General features: G+C 56.0%; 16 protein-coding genes. 4 read left to right on the forward strand and 12 right to left on the reverse strand.

Annotation, left to right across the window (positions count from 1 at the left end):
* Window positions 1-28: 28 nt before the first annotated feature.
* From dinF to SK51_RS02600, 3 genes are all read right to left on the reverse strand, one after another.
* Window positions 29-1366: an MATE family efflux transporter DinF gene (gene dinF, locus SK51_RS02590; RefSeq protein WP_022646740.1), complete on the reverse strand. Its 1338-nt coding sequence runs from the start codon at window positions 1364-1366 to the stop codon at window positions 29-31.
* A 63-nt stretch (window positions 1367-1429) separates the two neighbouring features.
* Window positions 1430-2038: a transcriptional repressor LexA gene (lexA, locus tag SK51_RS02595; RefSeq protein ID WP_003860318.1), complete on the reverse strand. Its 609-nt coding sequence runs from the start codon at window positions 2036-2038 to the stop codon at window positions 1430-1432.
* A 108-nt stretch (window positions 2039-2146) separates the two neighbouring features.
* Window positions 2147-2515: a diacylglycerol kinase gene (locus SK51_RS02600; protein ID WP_006810487.1), complete on the reverse strand. Its 369-nt coding sequence runs from the start codon at window positions 2513-2515 to the stop codon at window positions 2147-2149.
* Window positions 2516-2669: 154 nt separating this feature from the next.
* Between SK51_RS02600 and plsB the strand changes: the two genes are divergently transcribed.
* Entirely contained in the window at window positions 2670-5090 is a 2421-nt protein-coding gene (gene plsB / locus SK51_RS02605; RefSeq protein ID WP_023305258.1) for a glycerol-3-phosphate 1-O-acyltransferase PlsB, read from the forward strand.
* Between the two features lie 89 nt (window positions 5091-5179).
* Here the strand turns inward: plsB and ubiA are convergent, their stop codons facing one another.
* The 5 genes from ubiA to malK form a co-directional block, all read right to left on the reverse strand.
* Window positions 5180-6049: a 4-hydroxybenzoate octaprenyltransferase gene (gene ubiA / locus SK51_RS02610; protein WP_023305257.1), complete on the reverse strand. Its 870-nt coding sequence runs from the start codon at window positions 6047-6049 to the stop codon at window positions 5180-5182.
* A 12-nt stretch (window positions 6050-6061) separates the two neighbouring features.
* Window positions 6062-6559 (reverse strand): chorismate lyase, encoded by a 498-nt coding sequence (gene ubiC / locus SK51_RS02615; RefSeq protein WP_022646736.1) that lies wholly within the window; start codon window positions 6557-6559, stop codon window positions 6062-6064.
* A 172-nt stretch (window positions 6560-6731) separates the two neighbouring features.
* Entirely contained in the window at window positions 6732-7664 is a 933-nt protein-coding gene (gene malM, locus SK51_RS02620; RefSeq protein WP_023305256.1) for a maltose operon protein MalM, read from the reverse strand.
* A 111-nt stretch (window positions 7665-7775) separates the two neighbouring features.
* A complete protein-coding gene (locus SK51_RS02625; protein WP_032621777.1) occupies window positions 7776-9143 on the reverse strand; it encodes a maltoporin in 1368 nt (455 codons plus the stop codon).
* Window positions 9144-9185: 42 nt separating this feature from the next.
* The gene (gene malK, locus SK51_RS02630; protein WP_003860329.1) at window positions 9186-10295 is read right to left on the reverse strand and encodes a maltose/maltodextrin ABC transporter ATP-binding protein MalK; all 1110 of its coding nucleotides are present in this window, start codon (window positions 10293-10295) and stop codon (window positions 9186-9188) included.
* 371 nt (window positions 10296-10666) lie between these two features.
* Here malK and malE point away from each other — a divergent pair, with 371 nt between their 5' ends.
* The 3 genes from malE (at window position 10667) to malG (ending at window position 14428) form a co-directional block, all read left to right on the forward strand.
* Window positions 10667-11857 carry a maltose/maltodextrin ABC transporter substrate-binding protein MalE gene (gene malE, locus SK51_RS02635; protein WP_022646733.1) on the forward strand — a complete coding sequence of 397 codons (1191 nt, stop codon included), beginning with the start codon at window positions 10667-10669 and terminating at the stop codon, window positions 11855-11857.
* Window positions 11858-11978: 121 nt separating this feature from the next.
* Window positions 11979-13523 carry a maltose ABC transporter permease MalF gene (gene malF, locus SK51_RS02640; RefSeq protein WP_023299085.1) on the forward strand — a complete coding sequence of 515 codons (1545 nt, stop codon included), beginning with the start codon at window positions 11979-11981 and terminating at the stop codon, window positions 13521-13523.
* Window positions 13524-13537: 14 nt separating this feature from the next.
* Window positions 13538-14428 carry a maltose ABC transporter permease MalG gene (gene malG, locus SK51_RS02645; RefSeq protein ID WP_003860332.1) on the forward strand — a complete coding sequence of 297 codons (891 nt, stop codon included), beginning with the start codon at window positions 13538-13540 and terminating at the stop codon, window positions 14426-14428.
* 96 nt (window positions 14429-14524) lie between these two features.
* Here malG and psiE read toward each other — a convergent pair whose 3' ends face one another.
* The 4 genes from psiE to SK51_RS02665 form a co-directional block, all read right to left on the reverse strand.
* Window positions 14525-14935, reverse strand: coding sequence for a phosphate-starvation-inducible protein PsiE (gene psiE, locus SK51_RS02650; RefSeq protein ID WP_000202963.1), 411 nt, complete (start codon window positions 14933-14935; stop codon window positions 14525-14527).
* A 178-nt stretch (window positions 14936-15113) separates the two neighbouring features.
* On the reverse strand, window positions 15114-17210 hold the full coding sequence (locus SK51_RS02655) for a YjbH domain-containing protein (RefSeq protein WP_023299084.1): 2097 nt from the start codon (window positions 17208-17210) through the stop codon (window positions 15114-15116).
* Window positions 17210-17947, reverse strand: a complete 738-nt coding sequence (locus tag SK51_RS02660) for a capsule biosynthesis GfcC family protein (protein ID WP_048206581.1) — start codon at window positions 17945-17947, stop codon at window positions 17210-17212. Before SK51_RS02660 ends, SK51_RS02655 begins: the two co-directional genes overlap by 1 nt.
* Window positions 17944-18582 carry a YjbF family lipoprotein gene (locus SK51_RS02665; RefSeq protein ID WP_003860339.1) on the reverse strand — a complete coding sequence of 213 codons (639 nt, stop codon included), beginning with the start codon at window positions 18580-18582 and terminating at the stop codon, window positions 17944-17946. Before SK51_RS02665 ends, SK51_RS02660 begins: the two co-directional genes overlap by 4 nt.
* Between the last annotated feature and the right edge of the window lie 24 nt (window positions 18583-18606).

The raw sequence follows: 18606 nt of genomic DNA on the forward strand, positions 1-18606 counted from the left end.
TTATTTTTATATTCGGAATCTTTAACCGTTACGATATATCGTGCGGGGCTGGAAACCAGGTATTGTTTCGCCAGTGACGACGCCAGATAACGGCCAGCGAAAGGCCACGCAGTGAGAGAAACACCGCCAGCGCGAGCCACAGACCATGATTGCCGAGATACGGCAAGGTCAGCAGCGTCAGGCCGAACCCCGCCGCAGCGACGGCCATACTGTTGCGCATCTCCGCCCCTCGCGTCGCACCAATAAACATGCCGTCCAGCAAATAGCACCACACGCCCACCACCGGTAATACTACCTGCCAGAGGATGTAGCGATCGGCCAGCTCACGTAGCGCGGGCAACGAGGTGAGAAGCGCGACAATATGCCCACCAAAACAGGCGTAAACCAGAGCAAAGACCAGCGCCACCAGACCCGCCTGACGACAGGCTGCACGCCAGACTTCGCGTAACTGGCCGCTTTCACGCGCGCCATAAGCCTGCCCTGAATGCGCCTCGACGGCGTAAGCAAAACCATCCAGCGCGTAAGCGGTAAAGGTCAGTAACGTCATGAGCACTGCGTTGACGGCGACGATCTCAGGCCCAAGACGCGCACCAAAAACGGTTAATGCGCCGAAGCAGAGTTGCAGCAGGAGCGAACGGAGCATGATGTCGCGATTAAGCGCCAGCAGCTTACGCATATTGCCGCGCCAGGCCGATTTCAGCAGATCCAGGGTGATACCGCGCATCGCCAGCACGCGCCAGACCATCCCCAAACCGATCAGCAGCGTCCCGTACTCGGCAATTGCCGTAGCCAGCGCCGCGCCCCGGACGTTCATGTGCAGTCCCATCACCAGCCAGAGATCGAGCACAATGTTAAGCAGGTTGCCCACCACCAGCAGGATCACTGGCGCGCGGGCGTACTGCACGCCCAGCAGCCAGCCCAGAAGGACCAGGTTTGCTAGTGAAGCGGGCGCGCTGAGCCAGCGAATTTCGAGGAACCGCCGGGCTTGTTCCAGTACGGCATCGCTGCCGCCTACAATATGGAGCGCAAGATCAATCAGCGGCGTACGCAACAGAACGATTAACGCGCCAGCACCGAACGCCAGAATGAGCGGCTGAACCAGCGCACGCGCCAGACGCAGGGGATCTTTTGCACCATACGCCTGGGCCGTAAGGCCTGTCGTACTCATGCGCAGAAAAAGTAGCAGCATAAAGAGGAAGCTGGTCGCCGTTGCGCCAATCGCGACGCCGCCCAGGTAAATCGGCGAATCCAGATGCCCGATTACCGCCGTATCCACCAGCCCCAGCAGAGGAACGGTAATATTGGAAAAAATCATCGGTAGCGCAAGACGCCACAACGCCTTATCGGCAGAAGTTAGCAATGCCATGGAAATTACCGGAATCAGAAAACAGGCCAGGCTGTAGAGGAACTACAGCCTGTCAGGAAGAGATTACAGCCATTCACCGTTGCGGATAACGCCGACCGCCAGCCCTTCAATAGAGAAGCTCTGCTCGCGGAGATCCACCACAATCGGGGAGAATTCATTGTTTTCAGGCAGAAGCTGCACGGTATTGCCTTGTTTTTTCAGGCGCTTAACCGTCACTTCATCATCAATGCGCGCCACGACCACTTGTCCGTTACGCACGTCCTGGGTTTTGTGTACCGCCAGCAGATCGCCATCCAGAATACCGATATCTTTCATGGACATTCCGCTAACGCGCAGCAGGAAATCGGCGCTCGGCTTGAACATGCCTGGGTCAACCTGATAGTGCCCTTCGATGTGCTGCTGCGCCAGCAGAGGTTCACCTGCGGCTACGCGACCCACCAGCGGAATACCGCTCTCTTCTTCCACCAGCAGACGGATGCCGCGTGAGGCGCCGGAAACAATCTCAATCACGCCCTTACGCGCAAGCGCCTTAAGGTGCTCTTCGGCAGCATTAGGAGAACGGAAGCCCAGACGCTGCGCAATTTCTGCACGCGTGGGTGGCATACCCGTCTGGCCGATATGATCCCGAATGAGATCAAACACCTCTTGCTGCCTGGTCGTTAACGCTTTCATACCGCCCCCTGGGTGTATATACAGTTATGCTGTGAGTATATACAGTCAAAGGCGATTTTGGAACCAAAAACTGCACAAAAAACCAGGGACTTAATTATTCCTCGAGGCTCATCGGAAATGCGACCAAAGTAGCGTGACCCAGGTGATCGCCGCCGTGATAATCGACAGCAGTACGGCAGCGGAACCCATGTCTTTCGCCCGGCCAGACAGTTCATGGAATTCCGACCCGATTCGGTCAACAACGGCCTCAATAGCGCTATTCAGAATTTCCACTATCATCACCAGAAGGACAGATCCGATGAGCAGTACGCGGGTGATAGCATCAACATCAAGGAAGCAGGCGATGACAACGGCAACGATTGCGGCAACCGCTTCCTGGCGGAAAGCGGCTTCATTAACCCATGCGGCGCGGAAACCTTTCCATGAATAACCGGCAGCTTTAATGATTCGAGTTAACCCAGTGGTATTATTGGCCATTAAAAGAACCTTTTATGATAAATAGCGTCAGTAACTAAAGCCGCAGCGCGTTTTGCTGCGACCTGAAGTATGACGGGTAACAACAGAAATTTTGCGCGCTTTCTGTTATCCTTGCGCCGCAATTGCATTATTAACCAGAGGCTTTACATCGTTTATGTCCGGCTGGCCACGAATTTACTACAAATTACTTAATTTACCATTAAGCGTACTGGTAAAAAGTAAGTCTATCCCAGCAGAACCTGCGCTGGAATTAGGGCTCGATACGTCGCGCCCTATTATGTACGTTTTGCCTTATAACTCGAAGGCAGACCTGCTAACGCTTCGCGCTCAATGTCTGGCGCACGATTTACCTGACCCGCTTGAACCGCTGGAAGTCGACGGTACGCTGCTGCCGCGCTACGTGTTCATCCATGGCGGACCGCGCGTGTTCACCTATTACACGCCGAAAGAAGAGTCCATTAAGCTGTTCCATGATTACCTCGATCTGCACCGCAGCAACCCCGATCTGGACGTGCAGATGGTGCCGGTGTCGGTGATGTTTGGCCGTCGTCCGGGGCGTGAAAAAGGGGAAGAGAACCCGCCGCTGCGTATGCTCAACGGCATTCAGAAATTCTTCGCCGTCTCATGGCTGGGACGCGACAGCTTTGTTCGCTTCTCGCCTTCCGTTTCACTGCGCCGCATGGCGGATGAACACGGTACTGACAAAATCATTGCGCAAAAGCTGGCGCGCGTTGCGCGTATGCACTTTGCACGTCAGCGTCTGGCGGCCGTTGGGCCACGTCTCCCGGCGCGTCAGGATCTGTTCAACAAGCTGCTGGCTTCCAAAGCGATTGCCCGTGCCGTAGAAGACGAAGCGCGCAGCAAGAAGATTTCGCACGAGAAAGCGCAGCAGAACGCAATCGCGCTGATGGAAGAGATCGCCGCGAACTTCTCCTACGAGATGATTCGTCTCTCCGACCGTATTCTCGGTTTCACGTGGAACCGCCTCTATCAGGGGATTAACGTCCACAACGCCGAGCGCGTGCGTCAGTTAGCACACGACGGCCACGAGATTGTCTATGTGCCCTGCCACCGCAGCCACATGGACTACCTGCTGCTCTCTTACGTGCTCTATCACCAGGGCCTGGTGCCGCCGCATATTGCTGCCGGTATCAACCTGAACTTCTGGCCAGCAGGTCCGATTTTCCGCCGTCTGGGTGCGTTCTTCATTCGTCGTACCTTCAAGGGTAACAAGCTCTACTCCACCGTCTTCAGGGAGTATCTGGGCGAGCTGTTCAGCCGCGGTTATTCCGTGGAGTACTTTGTTGAAGGCGGTCGCTCCCGTACCGGTCGTCTGCTCGATCCGAAGACCGGCACGCTGTCGATGACCATTCAGGCCATGCTGCGTGGCGGTACGCGTCCTATCACGCTGGTGCCTATTTACATCGGTTATGAACACGTGATGGAAGTGGGCACCTACGCGAAAGAGCTGCGCGGTGCGACCAAAGAGAAAGAGAGTCTGCCGCAGATGCTGCGTGGTCTGAGTAAATTGCGCAACCTCGGTCAGGGCTACGTGAACTTTGGCGAGCCCCTGCCCCTGATGACATATCTGAACCATCATGTTCCGGAGTGGCGCGAGTCTATTGATCCTATCGAAGCGGTACGTCCGGCCTGGCTGACGCCAACGGTCAACGGCATTGCATCCGAGCTGATGGTACGCATCAACAATGCTGGTGCGGCAAACGCCATGAACCTGTGTTGTACCGCGCTTCTGGCCTCTCGCCAGCGTTCACTGACTCGCGAGCAGTTGACCGAGCAGATTGATTGCTATCTGGATATCATGCGCAACGTGCCGTATTCCGTGGATTCGACCGTGCCGTCTGCCACCGCCAGCGAACTGATCGATCACGCGTTGCAGATGAACAAGTTCGAAGTCGAGAAAGATACGATTGGTGACATCATCATTCTGCCGCGCGAGCAGGCCGTGCTGATGACCTACTACCGTAATAACATCACGCACATGCTGATGCTGCCGTCACTGATGGCAGCCATTATTACCCAGCACCGCCGTATTTCGAGTCAGGAGCTGCTGCGCCATATTCAGGCCATCTATCCGATGCTGAAAGCGGAGCTGTTCCTGCGCTGGAGTAACGATGAGCTGGCGGCAGAGCTCGATAAAATGTCCGCAGAGATGCGTCGTCAGGGGCTGATTACCATCAGTGATGACGAACTGCATATCAATCCGTCACGTTCCCGAACCTTGCAGCTCCTGGCTTCCGGTGCGCGTGAGACGTTGCAGCGCTACGCCATTACCTTCTGGTTATTGAGTGCTAACCCGTCAATCAACCGCGGTACGCTGGAAAAAGAGAGTCGGACGCTGGCCCAGCGCCTGTCCGTTCTGCATGGCATTAACGCCCCGGAATTCTTCGACAAAGCGGTATTCAGCTCCCTGGTGCTGACGCTGCGCGACGAAGGTTACATTAGCGATACGGGCGATGCTGAGCCGGAAGAGACGATGAAGGTTTACCAGATGCTGGCAGAGCTGATTACCGCGGATGTGCGTTTAACGATTGAGAGTTCGACGCAGGGCGAGTGATGTTAAAGCCGGGTGGCGCTAACGCTTACCCGGCCTACATGTTCTGCTAAATCGTAGGCCGGGTAAGGCGAAGCCGCCACCCGGTTTTTTTATGACCAGTAACTCATCGCCAGCCCCATAAACAGCACCAGCCCGACGTAGTTATTATTCAGAAACGCTTTAAAGCAGGCTTCACGCTCGCGCTTCGCGATCAGCTTCTGCTGATACGCAAACAGCAGACCCGCCACCAGCACGGACCAGTAAAACTCCCAGTTCAGCCCGTTCAGGCGACCAATCGCCACCATCAACGCCAGCACCGCCACCTGCAATATGCCGATGATCAGTTTGTCGTGACGGCCAAACAGGATCGCCGTCGATTTGATGCCAATCTTGAGATCGTCATCGCGATCGACCATCGCGTATTGGGTATCGTACGCAACGGCCCAGAGAATATTCGCCAGGAACATCAGCCAGCAGCTGAGCGGAACGGACTCGCTGACCGCGGCAAACGCCATGGGAATCGACCAGCCAAATGCCGCACCCAATACCACCTGCGGCAGATGGGTGTATCGCTTCATAAATGGGTAGACCCAGGCCAGCGCCAGAGCAGCGACGGACAGCAGAATGGTCATGGTGTTAAGGGTTAACACCAGCATGAAAGAGAGAAGCACCAGCACCACAAACAGGATGCGCGCCTCTTTCCCGGTCACCTGACCGCTCGGCAAAGGACGATTCGCGGTGCGCTTAACATGTCCATCAAATTTCCGGTCAGCATAGTCGTTGACCACACAGCCCGCAGCGCGCATCAGCCAGACACCCGCCACAAACACCGCCAGGATCCACAGCGGCGGTACGCCCGGCGTGGCAACCCACAGCGCCCATAAGGTCGGCCACAGCAGCAGCAGCGCGCCAATGGGTTTATCAGTACGCATCAGGCGGTGATAGGCTAGCAGCTTATTCTGCGTCAGACTCCACTCCATTTTTTCTCCCTCTTAATACAACGGCGATGCAGGCAAAAAGAGTTCCGTCAGTATTAACGGCTTGCCACTCAAACGAAGGCGGGAACGGCGCCCCCACAAATCGGCATCGCAACCAATTTCAATAAAATCACGGGTCAGTTCAGACGAGGTGAACAGATATCGCCCCAGCGGCGTTTTGCCGAGGCGTTGCAGTGCCAGCTCCGGCCCGGAAAGTGTAGACTCAGGAACCACCGTTCGCCCGGCAAGCCACGGCTCGCCATCCGCACAGAGTAAAATTTCACGCAGCCAGTAGCGTTCTTCCTGCGGCAGCAGCGGCAGCTCGCTGGCAATCTCCGCAGGCGAGACAAACCCTTCCTGAATCATCGTCACCGTGACCGTTTTACCCTGTTGCTCAAAACGTTTTGTCATGGAATCTTCCAGCAGCAGCCAGTCCAGCTGTTCCGGGTCAAGCGCAGGGATGTGGTCGAAATAGCGTAGCGCACGCAGCTGCGTTAGCGCGGGGTGTGACATGCCAGACTCTCCGATACATAACGTAAAAGCATTGTATCGCAGATTGGCAAAATGAGGACGGACAAACAGAATTTAACGATCACTATCGCAACAAAGGTGCAACTTAGCCAAAAAAAGTGCGCCCGCGAAGGCGCACCAAACGACTAACAAAATCAGCACTGTGGGGAGACGGTTACCCCTTGCCTTTTACACTGCTGATAAAGGTGGAACGGGCAGTGGTTGAACCTAAACGCTCGGCTTCATCAAGCAGTTTCAGCGCCTTATCGACATCGCCGTTTTTAACTGCCTGCTTGATGGCGTTGTTAAAGTAAGTTTCAGTATCGTTAAGCACCGGCTCGGCTTTTTTCGCCGGGGCTGCGGCTGGTGCTGCGGCTGGCGCGGCATACACAGGCGCGGCAGTATTACCCACCGTTACCGGACCCGGGCCAGATGAGCCAAACAGTGGGCCTACGAGTACGCTGGAGCTGCTGTTGGTTTTCACCTTCAGCTTAAGCAGGCCATCGGTGGTATGGCGCGCAATCGGATCGGGAATATCGGGAATGGCGTTACCAACCCCTTTGGCATAGGCTTTTGCCGGATCGAGCAGAGTGGTGGTTTGCTGCAAATCTTTTTCAGTGGTGAAGACCAGTACGTAGAGCTTTTGCTGCCCGAGCGCCGGGGTCAGACGCATTACCCCTTCCAGGCGGTCCGCGCTCATTACACCCGGCTCTTGATAGGTAAAATAGCTGCTGGGGAAATAGGCGGAAGGCGTCATGTTCTGATCGAGGATCAGAACGTTCGGCGCAAAAACGCTGGTCTGTTTGTTAACTTCACTGGATAAAGTCAACGTTAGCTCACCGATATTAGCCGGTACGCTATAGGCGGCTACCGGCCCGGTAATGCCAGCCACATTGAGCTGTTGGCCACCCGTCGCAAGCTGTGTGCTCTGCGTTTTGGACTGATCCACCGGCGTCCAGGTTAATTGCTGTAGAGCGGCTGTCGGAATGGCAGGCGCTGCGCTGGTATTCTGCGGGACATAATTGACGTCAGCGAGCGTAACGCCAGGCACACAGGCCAGCAGACCCGCTGACAGGCACAGCGCGACGAGATTTTTCTTCATTTTCATTGTTATCACCTCAGAAAGCGTAAGCACTGCGGTGGCCAGGCAATAGCGCGCAGTACCTCAGGGATTGAGGGGCTTTCGCCCCCCAGATTACATCGTCAGATCAGGATGCGGTTACCACCAGATTTCCATCTGGGCGCCGAAGGAGAACTCATCGTCATCGCCGCGGCTGGTAGAGAATCGACCGTTACCGGTGGAGTCAGAGATCGCGTAACGGGTGGCATCGCCGTTACCGTTCTTCGCGTAGCCCCATTTCTCATCCCACTTCGCGTAGGTTGCGAAGACACGGATGGCCGGACGAGACCAGATGCTGTCGCCAGCCTGCCACTGTTGCGCCAGGGTGATTTTGTACTGGCTGTTGCGATCGCCGGTTTCCTGGGATTTGACGTTGTCGTAGCCCACTTCCAGCAGGGTGCTCATGATTGGCGTCCATTTGTACATCGGACGTACACCCACGGTCCACCAGTCACTCCCCTGGTTATCATCCATGTCGAGTTTCTGGTACATACCGACATACATCAGGTCCCACTTGTCGGCCAGGGTGATTGCACCGTGGTCCAGGATGCGCCAGAGGCTGCCGTTGTTGTTAATCACATCGTTGGCGTAATTGGTCGTCGTGCCATCAGGATTCGTGATGGTAAAGCTGGAAGAACCATAGGAACCCTGGCTCAGACCTTTACCCTGCGTGGTCATTGAGTCCATCGCATACTGCAGCACAAACTTGTTGTAGCCTTTCAGCATGCTCTGGGTATGTTCAGCGGTGAACATCCAGCCATCTTTCGACGCGCCGTCGGCAAGATCATAGCCGTCGGTCGTGTTCGCGCGGCCATAATCCACACCCAGTTCCAGCACGCCGTCCGGGTTAGTTTCCAGGCCCGCTAAACGCACGTCAAATACGTCGTTCGCGGTATCTTTGGTACGGTCATAGATGTTCTGGCTGCTGAAGGCATAAGAACCGCCAGCTTCCTGGGAACGCGTCGCTGCCAGAGACAGTTTACCGAAGCCCAGATCGATGTTTTCAATACCGGCACCAGGACCAGAGATATCCCAGTAGTAGAAGTCGATCATGTGTACGTCATGACGCTGATAGAAGCGCTTACCGGCCCAGATGGTAGAGCCAGGCAGCCATTCAATCAGGTTTTTACCCTGCACGTTAGCTTCACGGAACGCCGGATCGGTACCTTCCCAGTCATTCTGCTGTGCCACGGAGTACGCTACGTTGGTGTCGAAATAGAAGCTCTTGTCGCCTTCTTTCCACACTTCCTGGCCCAGTTTCAGTTCGGCGTAGGTTTCACATTCGTTACCGAGACGGTATTTACTTTGTGCGCCTGTTGCCTGGAAACATTGTTGTTCACCGCCACTACCCGTCCAGCCGATACCAGAACGAGCATAACCATGGAAATCCACTGCCAGTGCCTGAGCAGACATTACGCCCGCTGCGACGGCAACTGCCAAAGGAAGTTTGCGCAGAGTAATCATTATTCTATCTCCTGAGATCATTGCTTTTCTTTGTAATTGGAATGCTTAAACGCCTGGCTCTTTGTGCAACCGACGACATGCAGTGCCATCCTCACGGAACAGATGGCAACGCTCTGGCGGCAAACCGATAGCGAATGTGGCACCCTCTTCTACCAACACCACGTCATTCTGGCGGTAGACCAGGTTCTGACGGATGGCGGGGATCTGGATATGAATCTGTGTTTCGTGACCAAGCTGTTCGACGACCTGAACTTCACCTTCCAGCGTCACATCAGCGATGTGGCTCGGCAGTAAATGCTCAGGGCGGATACCGAGGGACATATTGGCCCCCACCTGTACGTTGGCGCTGTCGACCGGCAGCCAGACTTGCTGACGGTTTGGCAGCTCCACCTGTACCTGTTCGATTGCCGTCGCGGTCACTTTTACGGGCAGGAAGTTCATCTTTGGCGAGCCAATGAAGCCCGCAACAAAGCGGTCTGCCGGGTAGTGATACAGCTCCAGCGGTTTGCCCACCTGCGCCACGCGACCGGCGTCCAGTACCACGATTTTGTCGGCCAGCGTCATCGCTTCGACCTGATCGTGGGTGACGTAAATCATCGTGCGCCCCAGGCGCTTGTGCAGACGGGAGATTTCGATACGCATCTGGACGCGCAGGGCGGCATCCAGGTTAGAGAGAGGTTCATCGAGCAGGAACACGCGCGGCTCGGCCACCAGCGTACGGCCGATCGCCACACGCTGACGCTGACCACCGGAGAGCGCCTTCGGTTTACGCTCCAGCAGATGTGCCAGCTGGAGCACTTCCGCCACCTGGGTGACGCGCTGGTTAATGGTCTCTTTTTTCGCGCCGGCCAGCTTCAGGCCAAAGGACATGTTCTCGGCAACGGAAAGATGCGGATAAAGCGCATAAGACTGGAACACCATGCCCACGCCGCGTTCAGCTGGCGGGATGTCGTTCATTCGGGTATCACCAATAAATAAATCGCCACTGGTGATGGTTTCAAGACCGGCAATCATACGCAGCAGAGTAGATTTACCACAGCCTGATGGACCAACGAACACCACAAACTCACCTTCGTGGATGTCCAGATTGATGTCTTTTGACACCACAACGTCGCCCCAGGCTTTCGTTACATTACGCAGCTGTACGCTCGCCATGCCCTTCTCCCTTCGTTACAACCTGTCACCGACAGAAACATTCAAGATAAGTTCACTATGCGTGTTCCATTACTTTCGTGAATCCTCCACCCCCCGGCTTTTTTATGGGGGAGGAGGCGGGAGGATGAGAGAGCAGGCTCTGCGACCGCAGCGGAGGGGCTGAGGCGAAAATCGTGAAGCGGCCTGCAAAATTCAGTGGGTTTTTATGTGCGCCAGCACTCATAACTTAAATTTATGTTACAGGGATCACACAAACAGGGGGTGGGGCGTAGGGACTGGGAGGATGGAAAGAGGATGTCAAATAAGGAGACTGAGTCACGTTGAACCACCTTATGTATCCACGAGCACATCACCAATAAAGGATGGCAGATATGAAGATCAAGACTGGCGCACGCGTTTTCGCATTGTCCGCCCTCGCAGCAATGATGATTTCCGCACCGGCTCTCGCCAAAATTGAAGAAGGTAAGCTGGTTATCTGGATTAACGGCGACAAGGGCTATAACGGTCTGGCCGAAGTGGGCAAAAAATTCGAGAAAGACACCGGTATCAAAGTCACCGTAGAACACCCGGACAAACTGGAAGAGAAGTTCCCGCAGGTTGCGGCAACCGGCGATGGTCCGGACATTATCTTCTGGGCGCATGACCGTTTCGGGGGCTACGCGCAGTCTGGCCTGCTGGCAGAAGTCACGCCAGACAAAGCCTTCCAGGACAAACTGTTCCCGTTCACCTGGGACGCCGTTCGCTATAACGGCAAGCTGATCGCTTACCCAATCGCGGTTGAAGCCCTGTCACTGATTTACAACAAAGACCTGGTGCCAAATCCACCGAAAACCTGGGAAGAGATCCCTGCTCTGGATAAAGAGCTGAAGGCGAAAGGTAAATCCGCTCTGATGTTCAACCTGCAAGAGCCGTACTTCACCTGGCCGCTGATTGCTGCCGACGGCGGCTACGCGTTCAAGTTTGAAAACGGCAAATATGACGTGAAAGACGTGGGCGTGGACAACGCGGGCGCGAAAAAAGGCCTGACCTTCCTGGTTGACCTGATTAAGAACAAACACATGAACGCGGATACCGACTACTCCATCGCGGAAGCGGCGTTCAACAAAGGCGAAACCGCGATGACCATCAACGGTCCGTGGGCCTGGACCAACATCGACAAGAGCAAAGTCAACTACGGCGTGACCCTGCTGCCAACCTTCAACGGCAAGCCGTCTAAACCGTTTGTTGGCGTGCTGAGCGCGGGTATCAACGCCGCCAGCCCGAACAAAGAGCTGGCGAAAGAGTTCCTCGAAAACTACCTGCTGACCGATCAGGGTCTGGATGAAGTGAACAAGGACAAACCGCTGGGCGCCGTTGCGCTGAAATCCTTCCAGGATCAATTAGCGAAAGATCCACGCATTGCGGCCACCATGGATAACGCCCAGAAAGGCGAAATCATGCCGAACATCCCACAGATGGCTGCGTTCTGGTACGCCACCCGTACCGCCGTCATCAACGCTGCAAGCGGTCGCCAGACTGTTGATGCCGCGCTGAAAGATGCTCAGGGTCGTATTACTAAGTAAGTCTGAAAAACGGCGGGTGGCGCGTGCGCTTACCCGCCCTACGACTACGGCACGATCCGTAGGTCAGGTAAGCGCAGCGCCACCTGACGATAAGTTTCCACCGTTGTAGAGGAAGAACCCCATGGATGTCATTAAAAAGAAACGCTGGTGGCAAAGCGACGCACTGAAGTGGTCAGTGATAGGTCTGCTGTGTCTGCTGGTGGGTTACCTTGTTGTTTTAATGTACGTGCAAGGGGAATACCTTTTTGCCATCATGACGCTGATTTTAAGCTCGGTTGGCCTGTATATTTTCGCCAACCGTAAAGCGTATGCCTGGCGCTATGTCTACCCCGGTGTTGCCGGGATGGGGCTGTTTGTCCTCTTTCCGCTGATCTGCACCATCGCGATTGCCTTTACTAACTACAGCAGCACCAACCAGCTCGCGCAGGAGCGTGCCACCCAGGTGCTTCTGGATCGTTCTTATCAGGCGGGTAAAACCTTTAACTTCGGCCTGTATCCTGCGGGAGATGAGTGGAAGTTAGCGCTCACTGACGGTGAGAGCGGCAAAAACTATCTTTCCGACGCGTTCAAATTTGGCGGCGAGCAGAAGCTGGTCTTAAAAGAGGCCGCGGCCCTGCCGGAAGGTGAACGTGCCAACCTGCGTATCATCACTCAAAATCGCCAGGCGCTGACCCAGCTCACCGCTGTGCTGCCCGATGACAGCAAAGTAACCATGAGCTCGCTGCGCCAGTTTTCCGGCACGCAGCCGCTTTATACTCTGGCGGATGACGGCACGCTGACCAACAACCAGAGCGGCGTAAAATACCGCCCGAACAACGATATCGGTTTCTATCAGTCGGTGAATGCCGACGGCAGCTGGGGCGACGACAAGCTCAGCCCGGGCTATACCGTTACCATCGGCTGGGATAACTTTACCCGCGTGTTTACCGACGAAGGCATCCAGAAACCGTTCTTCGCCATCTTCGTCTGGACGGTAGTCTTCTCCATCCTGACCGTGATCCTGACCGTGGCCGTGGGCATGGTGCTGGCCTGTCTCGTTCAGTGGGAGTCCCTGAAAGGGAAAGCGATTTACCGCGTGCTGCTGATTCTGCCGTACGCCGTGCCATCGTTCATCTCGATTCTGATTTTCAAAGGGTTGTTTAACCAGAGCTTCGGTGAAATCAACATGATGCTGAGCGCGCTGTTCGGCATCAAACCGGCCTGGTTCAGCGACCCGACCACCGCTCGCTCGATGATTATCATCGTGAACACCTGGCTCGGTTATCCGTACATGATGATCCTGTGCATGGGGCTGCTGAAGGCCATCCCGGACGACCTGTACGAAGCCTCAGCGATGGACGGCGCGGGTCCGTTCCAGAACTTCTTCAAAATTACCCTGCCGCTGCTCATTAAGCCGCTGACGCCGCTGATGATTGCCAGCTTCGCCTTTAACTTTAACAACTTTGTGCTGATTCAGCTGTTGACCAACGGCGGTCCGGACCGTCTCGGCACCACCACGCCGGCAGGTTATACCGACCTGCTCGTGAGCTACACCTACCGTATCGCCTTCGAAGGCGGCGGTGGCCAGGACTTCGGACTGGCGGCGGCGATTGCCACCCTGATCTTCCTGCTGGTGGGCGCCCTGGCGATCGTGAACCTGAAAGCTACACGTATGAAATTTGACTAAGGAGGGCACTGAACATGGCTATGGTACAACCCAAATCTCAGAAACTGCGCCTCCTCGCGACGCACTTAGGCCTGCTGATTTTCATCGCGGCGATCATGTTCCCGCTGCTGATGGTTATCGCCATCTCCCTGCGTTCGGGGAACTTCGCCACCGGGAGCCTGATCCCGGATGAAATCTCCTGGGAGCACTGGAAACTCGCGCTGGGCTTCAGTGTGGAACACGCGGATGGCCGCGTCACTCCCCCGCCGTTCCCGGTGCTGCTGTGGCTATGGAACTCGGTAAAAGTGGCGACCATCACTGCCATCGGCATCGTGACGCTCTCCACCACTTGTGCTTACGCCTTCGCCCGTATGCGTTTCCCGGGCAAAGCGACGCTGCTGAAAGGGATGCTGATTTTCCAGATGTTCCCGGCGGTGCTGTCACTGGTGGCGTTGTATGCCCTGTTTGATCGTCTGGGCCAGTACGTGCCGTTTATCGGCCTGAACACCCACGGCGGCGTGATCTTCGCCTATCTTGGCGGCATCGCCCTGCATGTGTGGACCATCAAGGGCTATTTCGAAACCATCGATGGCTCACTGGAAGAAGCCGCCGCGCTGGATGGCGCCACCCCGTGGCAGGCGTTCCGTCTGGTGCTGCTGCCGCTGTCGGTGCCGATTCTGGCGGTGGTGTTCATCCTGTCGTTTATCGCGGCGATCACCGAAGTACCGGTCGCCTCTCTGTTACTGCGCGATGTGAACAGCTACACCCTGGCCGTCGGTATGCAGCAATACCTCAACCCGCAAAACTACCTGTGGGGCGACTTTGCCGCGGCGGCTGTCCTCTCTGCCATCCCGATTACCGTGGTGTTCCTGCTGGCCCAGCGCTGGCTGGTCAACGGCCTGACGGCGGGCGGTGTGAAAGGTTAAGTTTCATCTGTTATGCCACTGCAACCCTCAACTTTAGACGTATTGTATTGAACCAACTTGTGACTGTTGTTAGGCGCTCTTCGGAGCGCCCTTTTTTTATTCGCGTTTCAGCCGCTTTGAGTTGCACAGCCAGAGGGTGATCACCAGCAGCAGGATCGCCGCCGAGTAGATCAGCACGTCGAGCGGGGATTTATGATCGACGATGATCAGCCGCACAATGGCGGTGATGCCAATATAGACAAAATAGCGCAGCGGGAAGTGAAAGCCGGACTGAAAGTACTTCACAATCAGGGCGATAAATTCAAAGTAGAGAAAGTAGACCACCAGGCCTTCCACCAGCGCGTATTTGCTGGTTTGCTCAGGTGCGAACAGCACATCCGCCAGATGCACCGTCTCTTTACCCAGAAACACGACCAGGATCAGGCCAAGGCTCAGCAGACCGAGGTTCAGCACGGTCTGGAGTATTGTTGAGATAAACTCAACACGCGGACGAGTCAGGGATGTCATACAGCACCTCATTCTCCAGGGCGAGGTTCCTGTATAACGCAAAAATGTGACGGGGATCTATATTTTTTGTTTATGTTTTGTCCACATGAACATTCTTGCCGGGCGGCACTGCGTTTGCCCGGCCTACAAAAATACTCTCGTAGGCCCGGTAAGCGCAGCGCCACCGGGCAAACAAGCATCAGCGGAAGTTAATGTTCTTATCGCTGGTCATATCATACAGCTGGAACTTACGTCCAAGCTGCTGACCGCCGTCGCGCGTCAGCGGCGTCCAGCCCACTGCCGCACGGCTGCGGGTTGGGCCTGACGAGAACAGATCCAGCGGAATCGACACGTACACCCCTTTGGTGAAGTCCCCTTCCCCGTACTCGTCTGGCGAAACGTTGGTAATGGTGGCATAACCGCCTACCACAACGCCGCTGTCGAAGTGTTTGGAGATATCCAGCGTGCCGCCCTTATCGCCCGCCAGGTACTGCCCGACGCTGGCTTTCACCAGCACATCCTGTGCGAACGACGGCGTCCAGTAGGCGGTCAGGTGGCCGGTTTTGACGCTGTAGTCGGTGAACTTCATCATGTCCTGCGCGCTGCGCCAGTCACGCTGTTTCACGTAGTTGGCATCAATCCCAAACGCCCAGTTACTGTCGACGGGACGATAAAGCACCTCCGCCCCCGCGCCGCCGAACATGGTTTCCAGATAGCCACCGTAAACCTGGCCGTAGAAGCCGTTACCGAAGTACTGGAAGTAGTTGGCCTGCAGGTTATTCACGTAGATATCGTTCTGCACATATTCGCGAACGCGGGTACGCACGCGCGGCAGTTTTGAATCGTTCGGCGGGTTGGTGTAGTTAAATTTGTCGTAGTTGTTGGCAAGGTTGCCGAACAGACTACCGGTGGTCAACAGGTGGTCGGTCACCCACAGATCCGCCGTCGCCATCGCGCCCAGCTGATACATGTAGAAGTTTTCCGGCCCACCCACGGACTGGTTCAGCACCGGATCGATATGGAAATCGAAGCGGGATTTATCGATATACCAGCCCTGCTCGGTGCTCTCTGGCACCACCGGCTCAACGCGTTTTTGCACCAGCTCGGTTTCATGTCCCAGCGGTTCGCCTTCAAGATGACGCTTAAGGCTGGCAACATCGGTTTCAGTGGTGACCTGCGGCAGGTTGAGACGGTTCTCCGTCACGCGGATCGTGCGGATCCCCTCCGGCAGATCGTTCATGACGATCCGGTTGGCGCGCTCGATCCCTTCGCGGGAGTCGCGGTATTTTACCTGCTCGCCGGTGACGTACAGCGTATCGCCTTTGGTCTGGATCTTCGGATCCGCCAGGCCCGCGTTATATTTCAGCAGCGTCAGCTGGTTCGCTACCACGGAGTGCTGAATGATCGCATCCTGCGGCTCCGGCTGGTATTTGGGCCGCGGGTTATCATTGTAGCGCGGCCGCATGTCGTTAAAGTTGGTGCGCAGCGTAAAGCCAAACATCAGGGTATTACCGCGCTCATAGCTGAGGTTAACGTCGGCCCAGTCGGTGACGCGGTAAATGGCGCCGACGTTAAACTTGCTCTTCTGCTCAATCTTGCCGGCAAAATCTTCGCTGTAGTTATTGCCTTCGTACTCCAGCTTCAGGCGCAGCGGCTGCCATGGCGTTTGATACTCTACGCCTCCAAACAGCGAGGCCGGGCCGTGGAACATCTGGTCGCCGTTGATGGAACCCGCTTTTTTATAGCTGTTATCGCGGTAGCAGTATTTGTCGCTGTAGGTACAGAACGGGTTGGTTACGTTGCCGCTGGTGCCGAGGTAGCCCCAGCCAAGACCCAGCGAGAAATCAAACGGTCCCCAGGCTTTGCTGGCAACGATGTATTCCGCATCAAACAGGCCGGTCCCGCCAATGTCTTTCGCCCCGACGGAGACCTGCGGCATCCAGTAGCTCTCTTCCCACAGGCGCAGCTTCACGTCGAAGGCTTTGTCTTTATAGGTCTGATCGCCGGAGAAGGCGTCCACGCTGCTGTACTGTTTTGTACGCACGTCGGTGTAGCGCAGCGTGGTCTCCAGCCAAGGGAACAGCTGCACGGACGCAGAGTAGTAACGGTACTGATCGTTATCGCGATAGTTAAGGCTGATTTCCCCCTCGCGGGCCATACGCGCGGTCGGGGTTTGCAGTAAGCCCACGCCGCCAAAATCGGACTGCGACGGGCCGATGGGTGCCGGATACGTTTCTGCATGACAGGCGGCACTCACGCACAGTGCAAGCATGCTGTAGAGATAGGTTTTTTTCATTATTCCGGTATCCGCTGTATCAGGGAGCGAAGGATATCGGCATTAAGCCCGTCATACGCTTTCGTCCAGAAATGGTCGGCAAAACCGACAAAAATGATGCTGCCTGGCATAGGTTCGATATGGCGTTTATTCCAGTAAGCCACCGGCGCTTTTTGCGTATGCCCGTCCGGATAGACCACCCAGGCATAGCTGTTATCCGCACCGCTGAGCAAGCTTTGCTCGTCGAGATAGCTCACGACGTCCCGGCCCGGCGTAAACGACTTTTTGCCAGGGCTGCTGATAAGCCCCATCACGGTGACGGTGGAAGGCTGAGCCGGCAGCCACAGGGTATAGTCCCCTTCCAGCGACGGATTGCCGTTTTCGGCGACGCGCACCTCATCCGGATCGAGATTCACCTTCTGGCGACCCGTCACCTTAACCGCCTGAAGCTGCTGACGCAGGCTAGTAATGGCCGCGGCATCGTCAGCATCTTCCTGTTGTGCCAGCCCGCTCAGTCGGGCGAGCAGCGCCTGATGTTTTTGTTCCGCTACAATCGTCGCCTGACGCTCGCTGATAACCGCCCCGGTCAACCAGCTTTTCGCCAGCCTCGGCTGCCCCACCAGATCGAGCAGATGCCCGGCGTTGGTTAAGGTTTTAGGTTTTTCGCTGTCCGGGGTGTAGACCTGTACCGTTCCCGCAGACCACGCCAGCGGCGAGGCCAGGCTGGCGAGAAGCGCAACGTGAATGAACATTTTCATGATTTCGCCGCCTTGATCAGGGTGGTCTTCACCGGGAAGAAACCGGCACCGAGATACTGTAAGGACTGGCGGATTTGCCCCTCTTCGTCCACCCAGAAGCGGTTATGCCAGGTGGCCTGATCGGTTGTCACCTCTTCATCCAGCACGCGCACCTGCGTTTCGTCGCTGCCCACTTTGACGCTGTCCGTACCATCCCAGCGGAAGGTAGAGCGGGCCGTGGCGTAGCGCACCTGTTTGTGCTCGGTCCAGCCCATTGTGCGCGTCCAGCTTGCGCCATCGACGATCTGATTCGGCTTGATGAGCGGATCTTCAGCCAGGTTGTTTACCTCAAGCAGGTTGTCGCCGCCAAGCAACGTTTTCACGATTCGGGAATGCTGAGTCACGATGGTGGCCTGATCCTGCGTCACCCATTTCTGCTGCCCGTTTTCATCGAAAGCGAGCACCACAAACAGTTGCGGACCATCGTTTAGCTGCATGTACTGGCTGGCATACGGCATGTTCTGAAGTTCGTCATCGGTCAGATGCACGCCCGGCGTGCCGAACATGCTGTCCCACAGTGAGTGGCCCAGCCCTTTGGTGGTAGCTGAGCACGCCTGCAACAGCAGGCAAATCAGGATGATTGCAGGTCGCTTCACGACTCTTCTCCGAAGGGGCGAAAT

It is taken from the genome of Enterobacter sp. MGH85, assembly GCF_001037655.1.
Taxonomy (GTDB): Bacteria; Pseudomonadota; Gammaproteobacteria; order Enterobacterales; family Enterobacteriaceae; genus Enterobacter; species Enterobacter intestinihominis.

What these genes read in the sequence shown, in the direction of transcription:
- ubiA (WP_023305257.1), bottom strand. Translation starts at nt 6,049, where the DNA reads ATGGAGTGGAGTCTGACGCAGAATAAGCTGCTAGCCTATCACCGCCTG.
- malM (WP_023305256.1), bottom strand. Translation starts at nt 7,664, where the DNA reads ATGAAAATGAAGAAAAATCTCGTCGCGCTGTGCCTGTCAGCGGGTCTG.
- dinF (WP_022646740.1), bottom strand. Translation starts at nt 1,366, where the DNA reads ATGGCATTGCTAACTTCTGCCGATAAGGCGTTGTGGCGTCTTGCGCTA.
- malK (WP_003860329.1), bottom strand. Translation starts at nt 10,295, where the DNA reads ATGGCGAGCGTACAGCTGCGTAATGTAACGAAAGCCTGGGGCGACGTT.
- ubiC (WP_022646736.1), bottom strand. Translation starts at nt 6,559, where the DNA reads ATGTCACACCCCGCGCTAACGCAGCTGCGTGCGCTACGCTATTTCGAC.
- SK51_RS02600 (WP_006810487.1), bottom strand. Translation starts at nt 2,515, where the DNA reads ATGGCCAATAATACCACTGGGTTAACTCGAATCATTAAAGCTGCCGGT.
- SK51_RS02660 (WP_048206581.1), bottom strand. Translation starts at nt 17,947, where the DNA reads ATGAAAATGTTCATTCACGTTGCGCTTCTCGCCAGCCTGGCCTCGCCG.
- malG (WP_003860332.1), top strand. Translation starts at nt 13,538, where the DNA reads ATGGCTATGGTACAACCCAAATCTCAGAAACTGCGCCTCCTCGCGACG.
- lexA (WP_003860318.1), bottom strand. Translation starts at nt 2,038, where the DNA reads ATGAAAGCGTTAACGACCAGGCAGCAAGAGGTGTTTGATCTCATTCGG.
- plsB (WP_023305258.1), top strand. Translation starts at nt 2,670, where the DNA reads ATGTCCGGCTGGCCACGAATTTACTACAAATTACTTAATTTACCATTA.
- malE (WP_022646733.1), top strand. Translation starts at nt 10,667, where the DNA reads ATGAAGATCAAGACTGGCGCACGCGTTTTCGCATTGTCCGCCCTCGCA.
- SK51_RS02655 (WP_023299084.1), bottom strand. Translation starts at nt 17,210, where the DNA reads ATGAAAAAAACCTATCTCTACAGCATGCTTGCACTGTGCGTGAGTGCC.
- psiE (WP_000202963.1), bottom strand. Translation starts at nt 14,935, where the DNA reads ATGACATCCCTGACTCGTCCGCGTGTTGAGTTTATCTCAACAATACTC.
- malF (WP_023299085.1), top strand. Translation starts at nt 11,979, where the DNA reads ATGGATGTCATTAAAAAGAAACGCTGGTGGCAAAGCGACGCACTGAAG.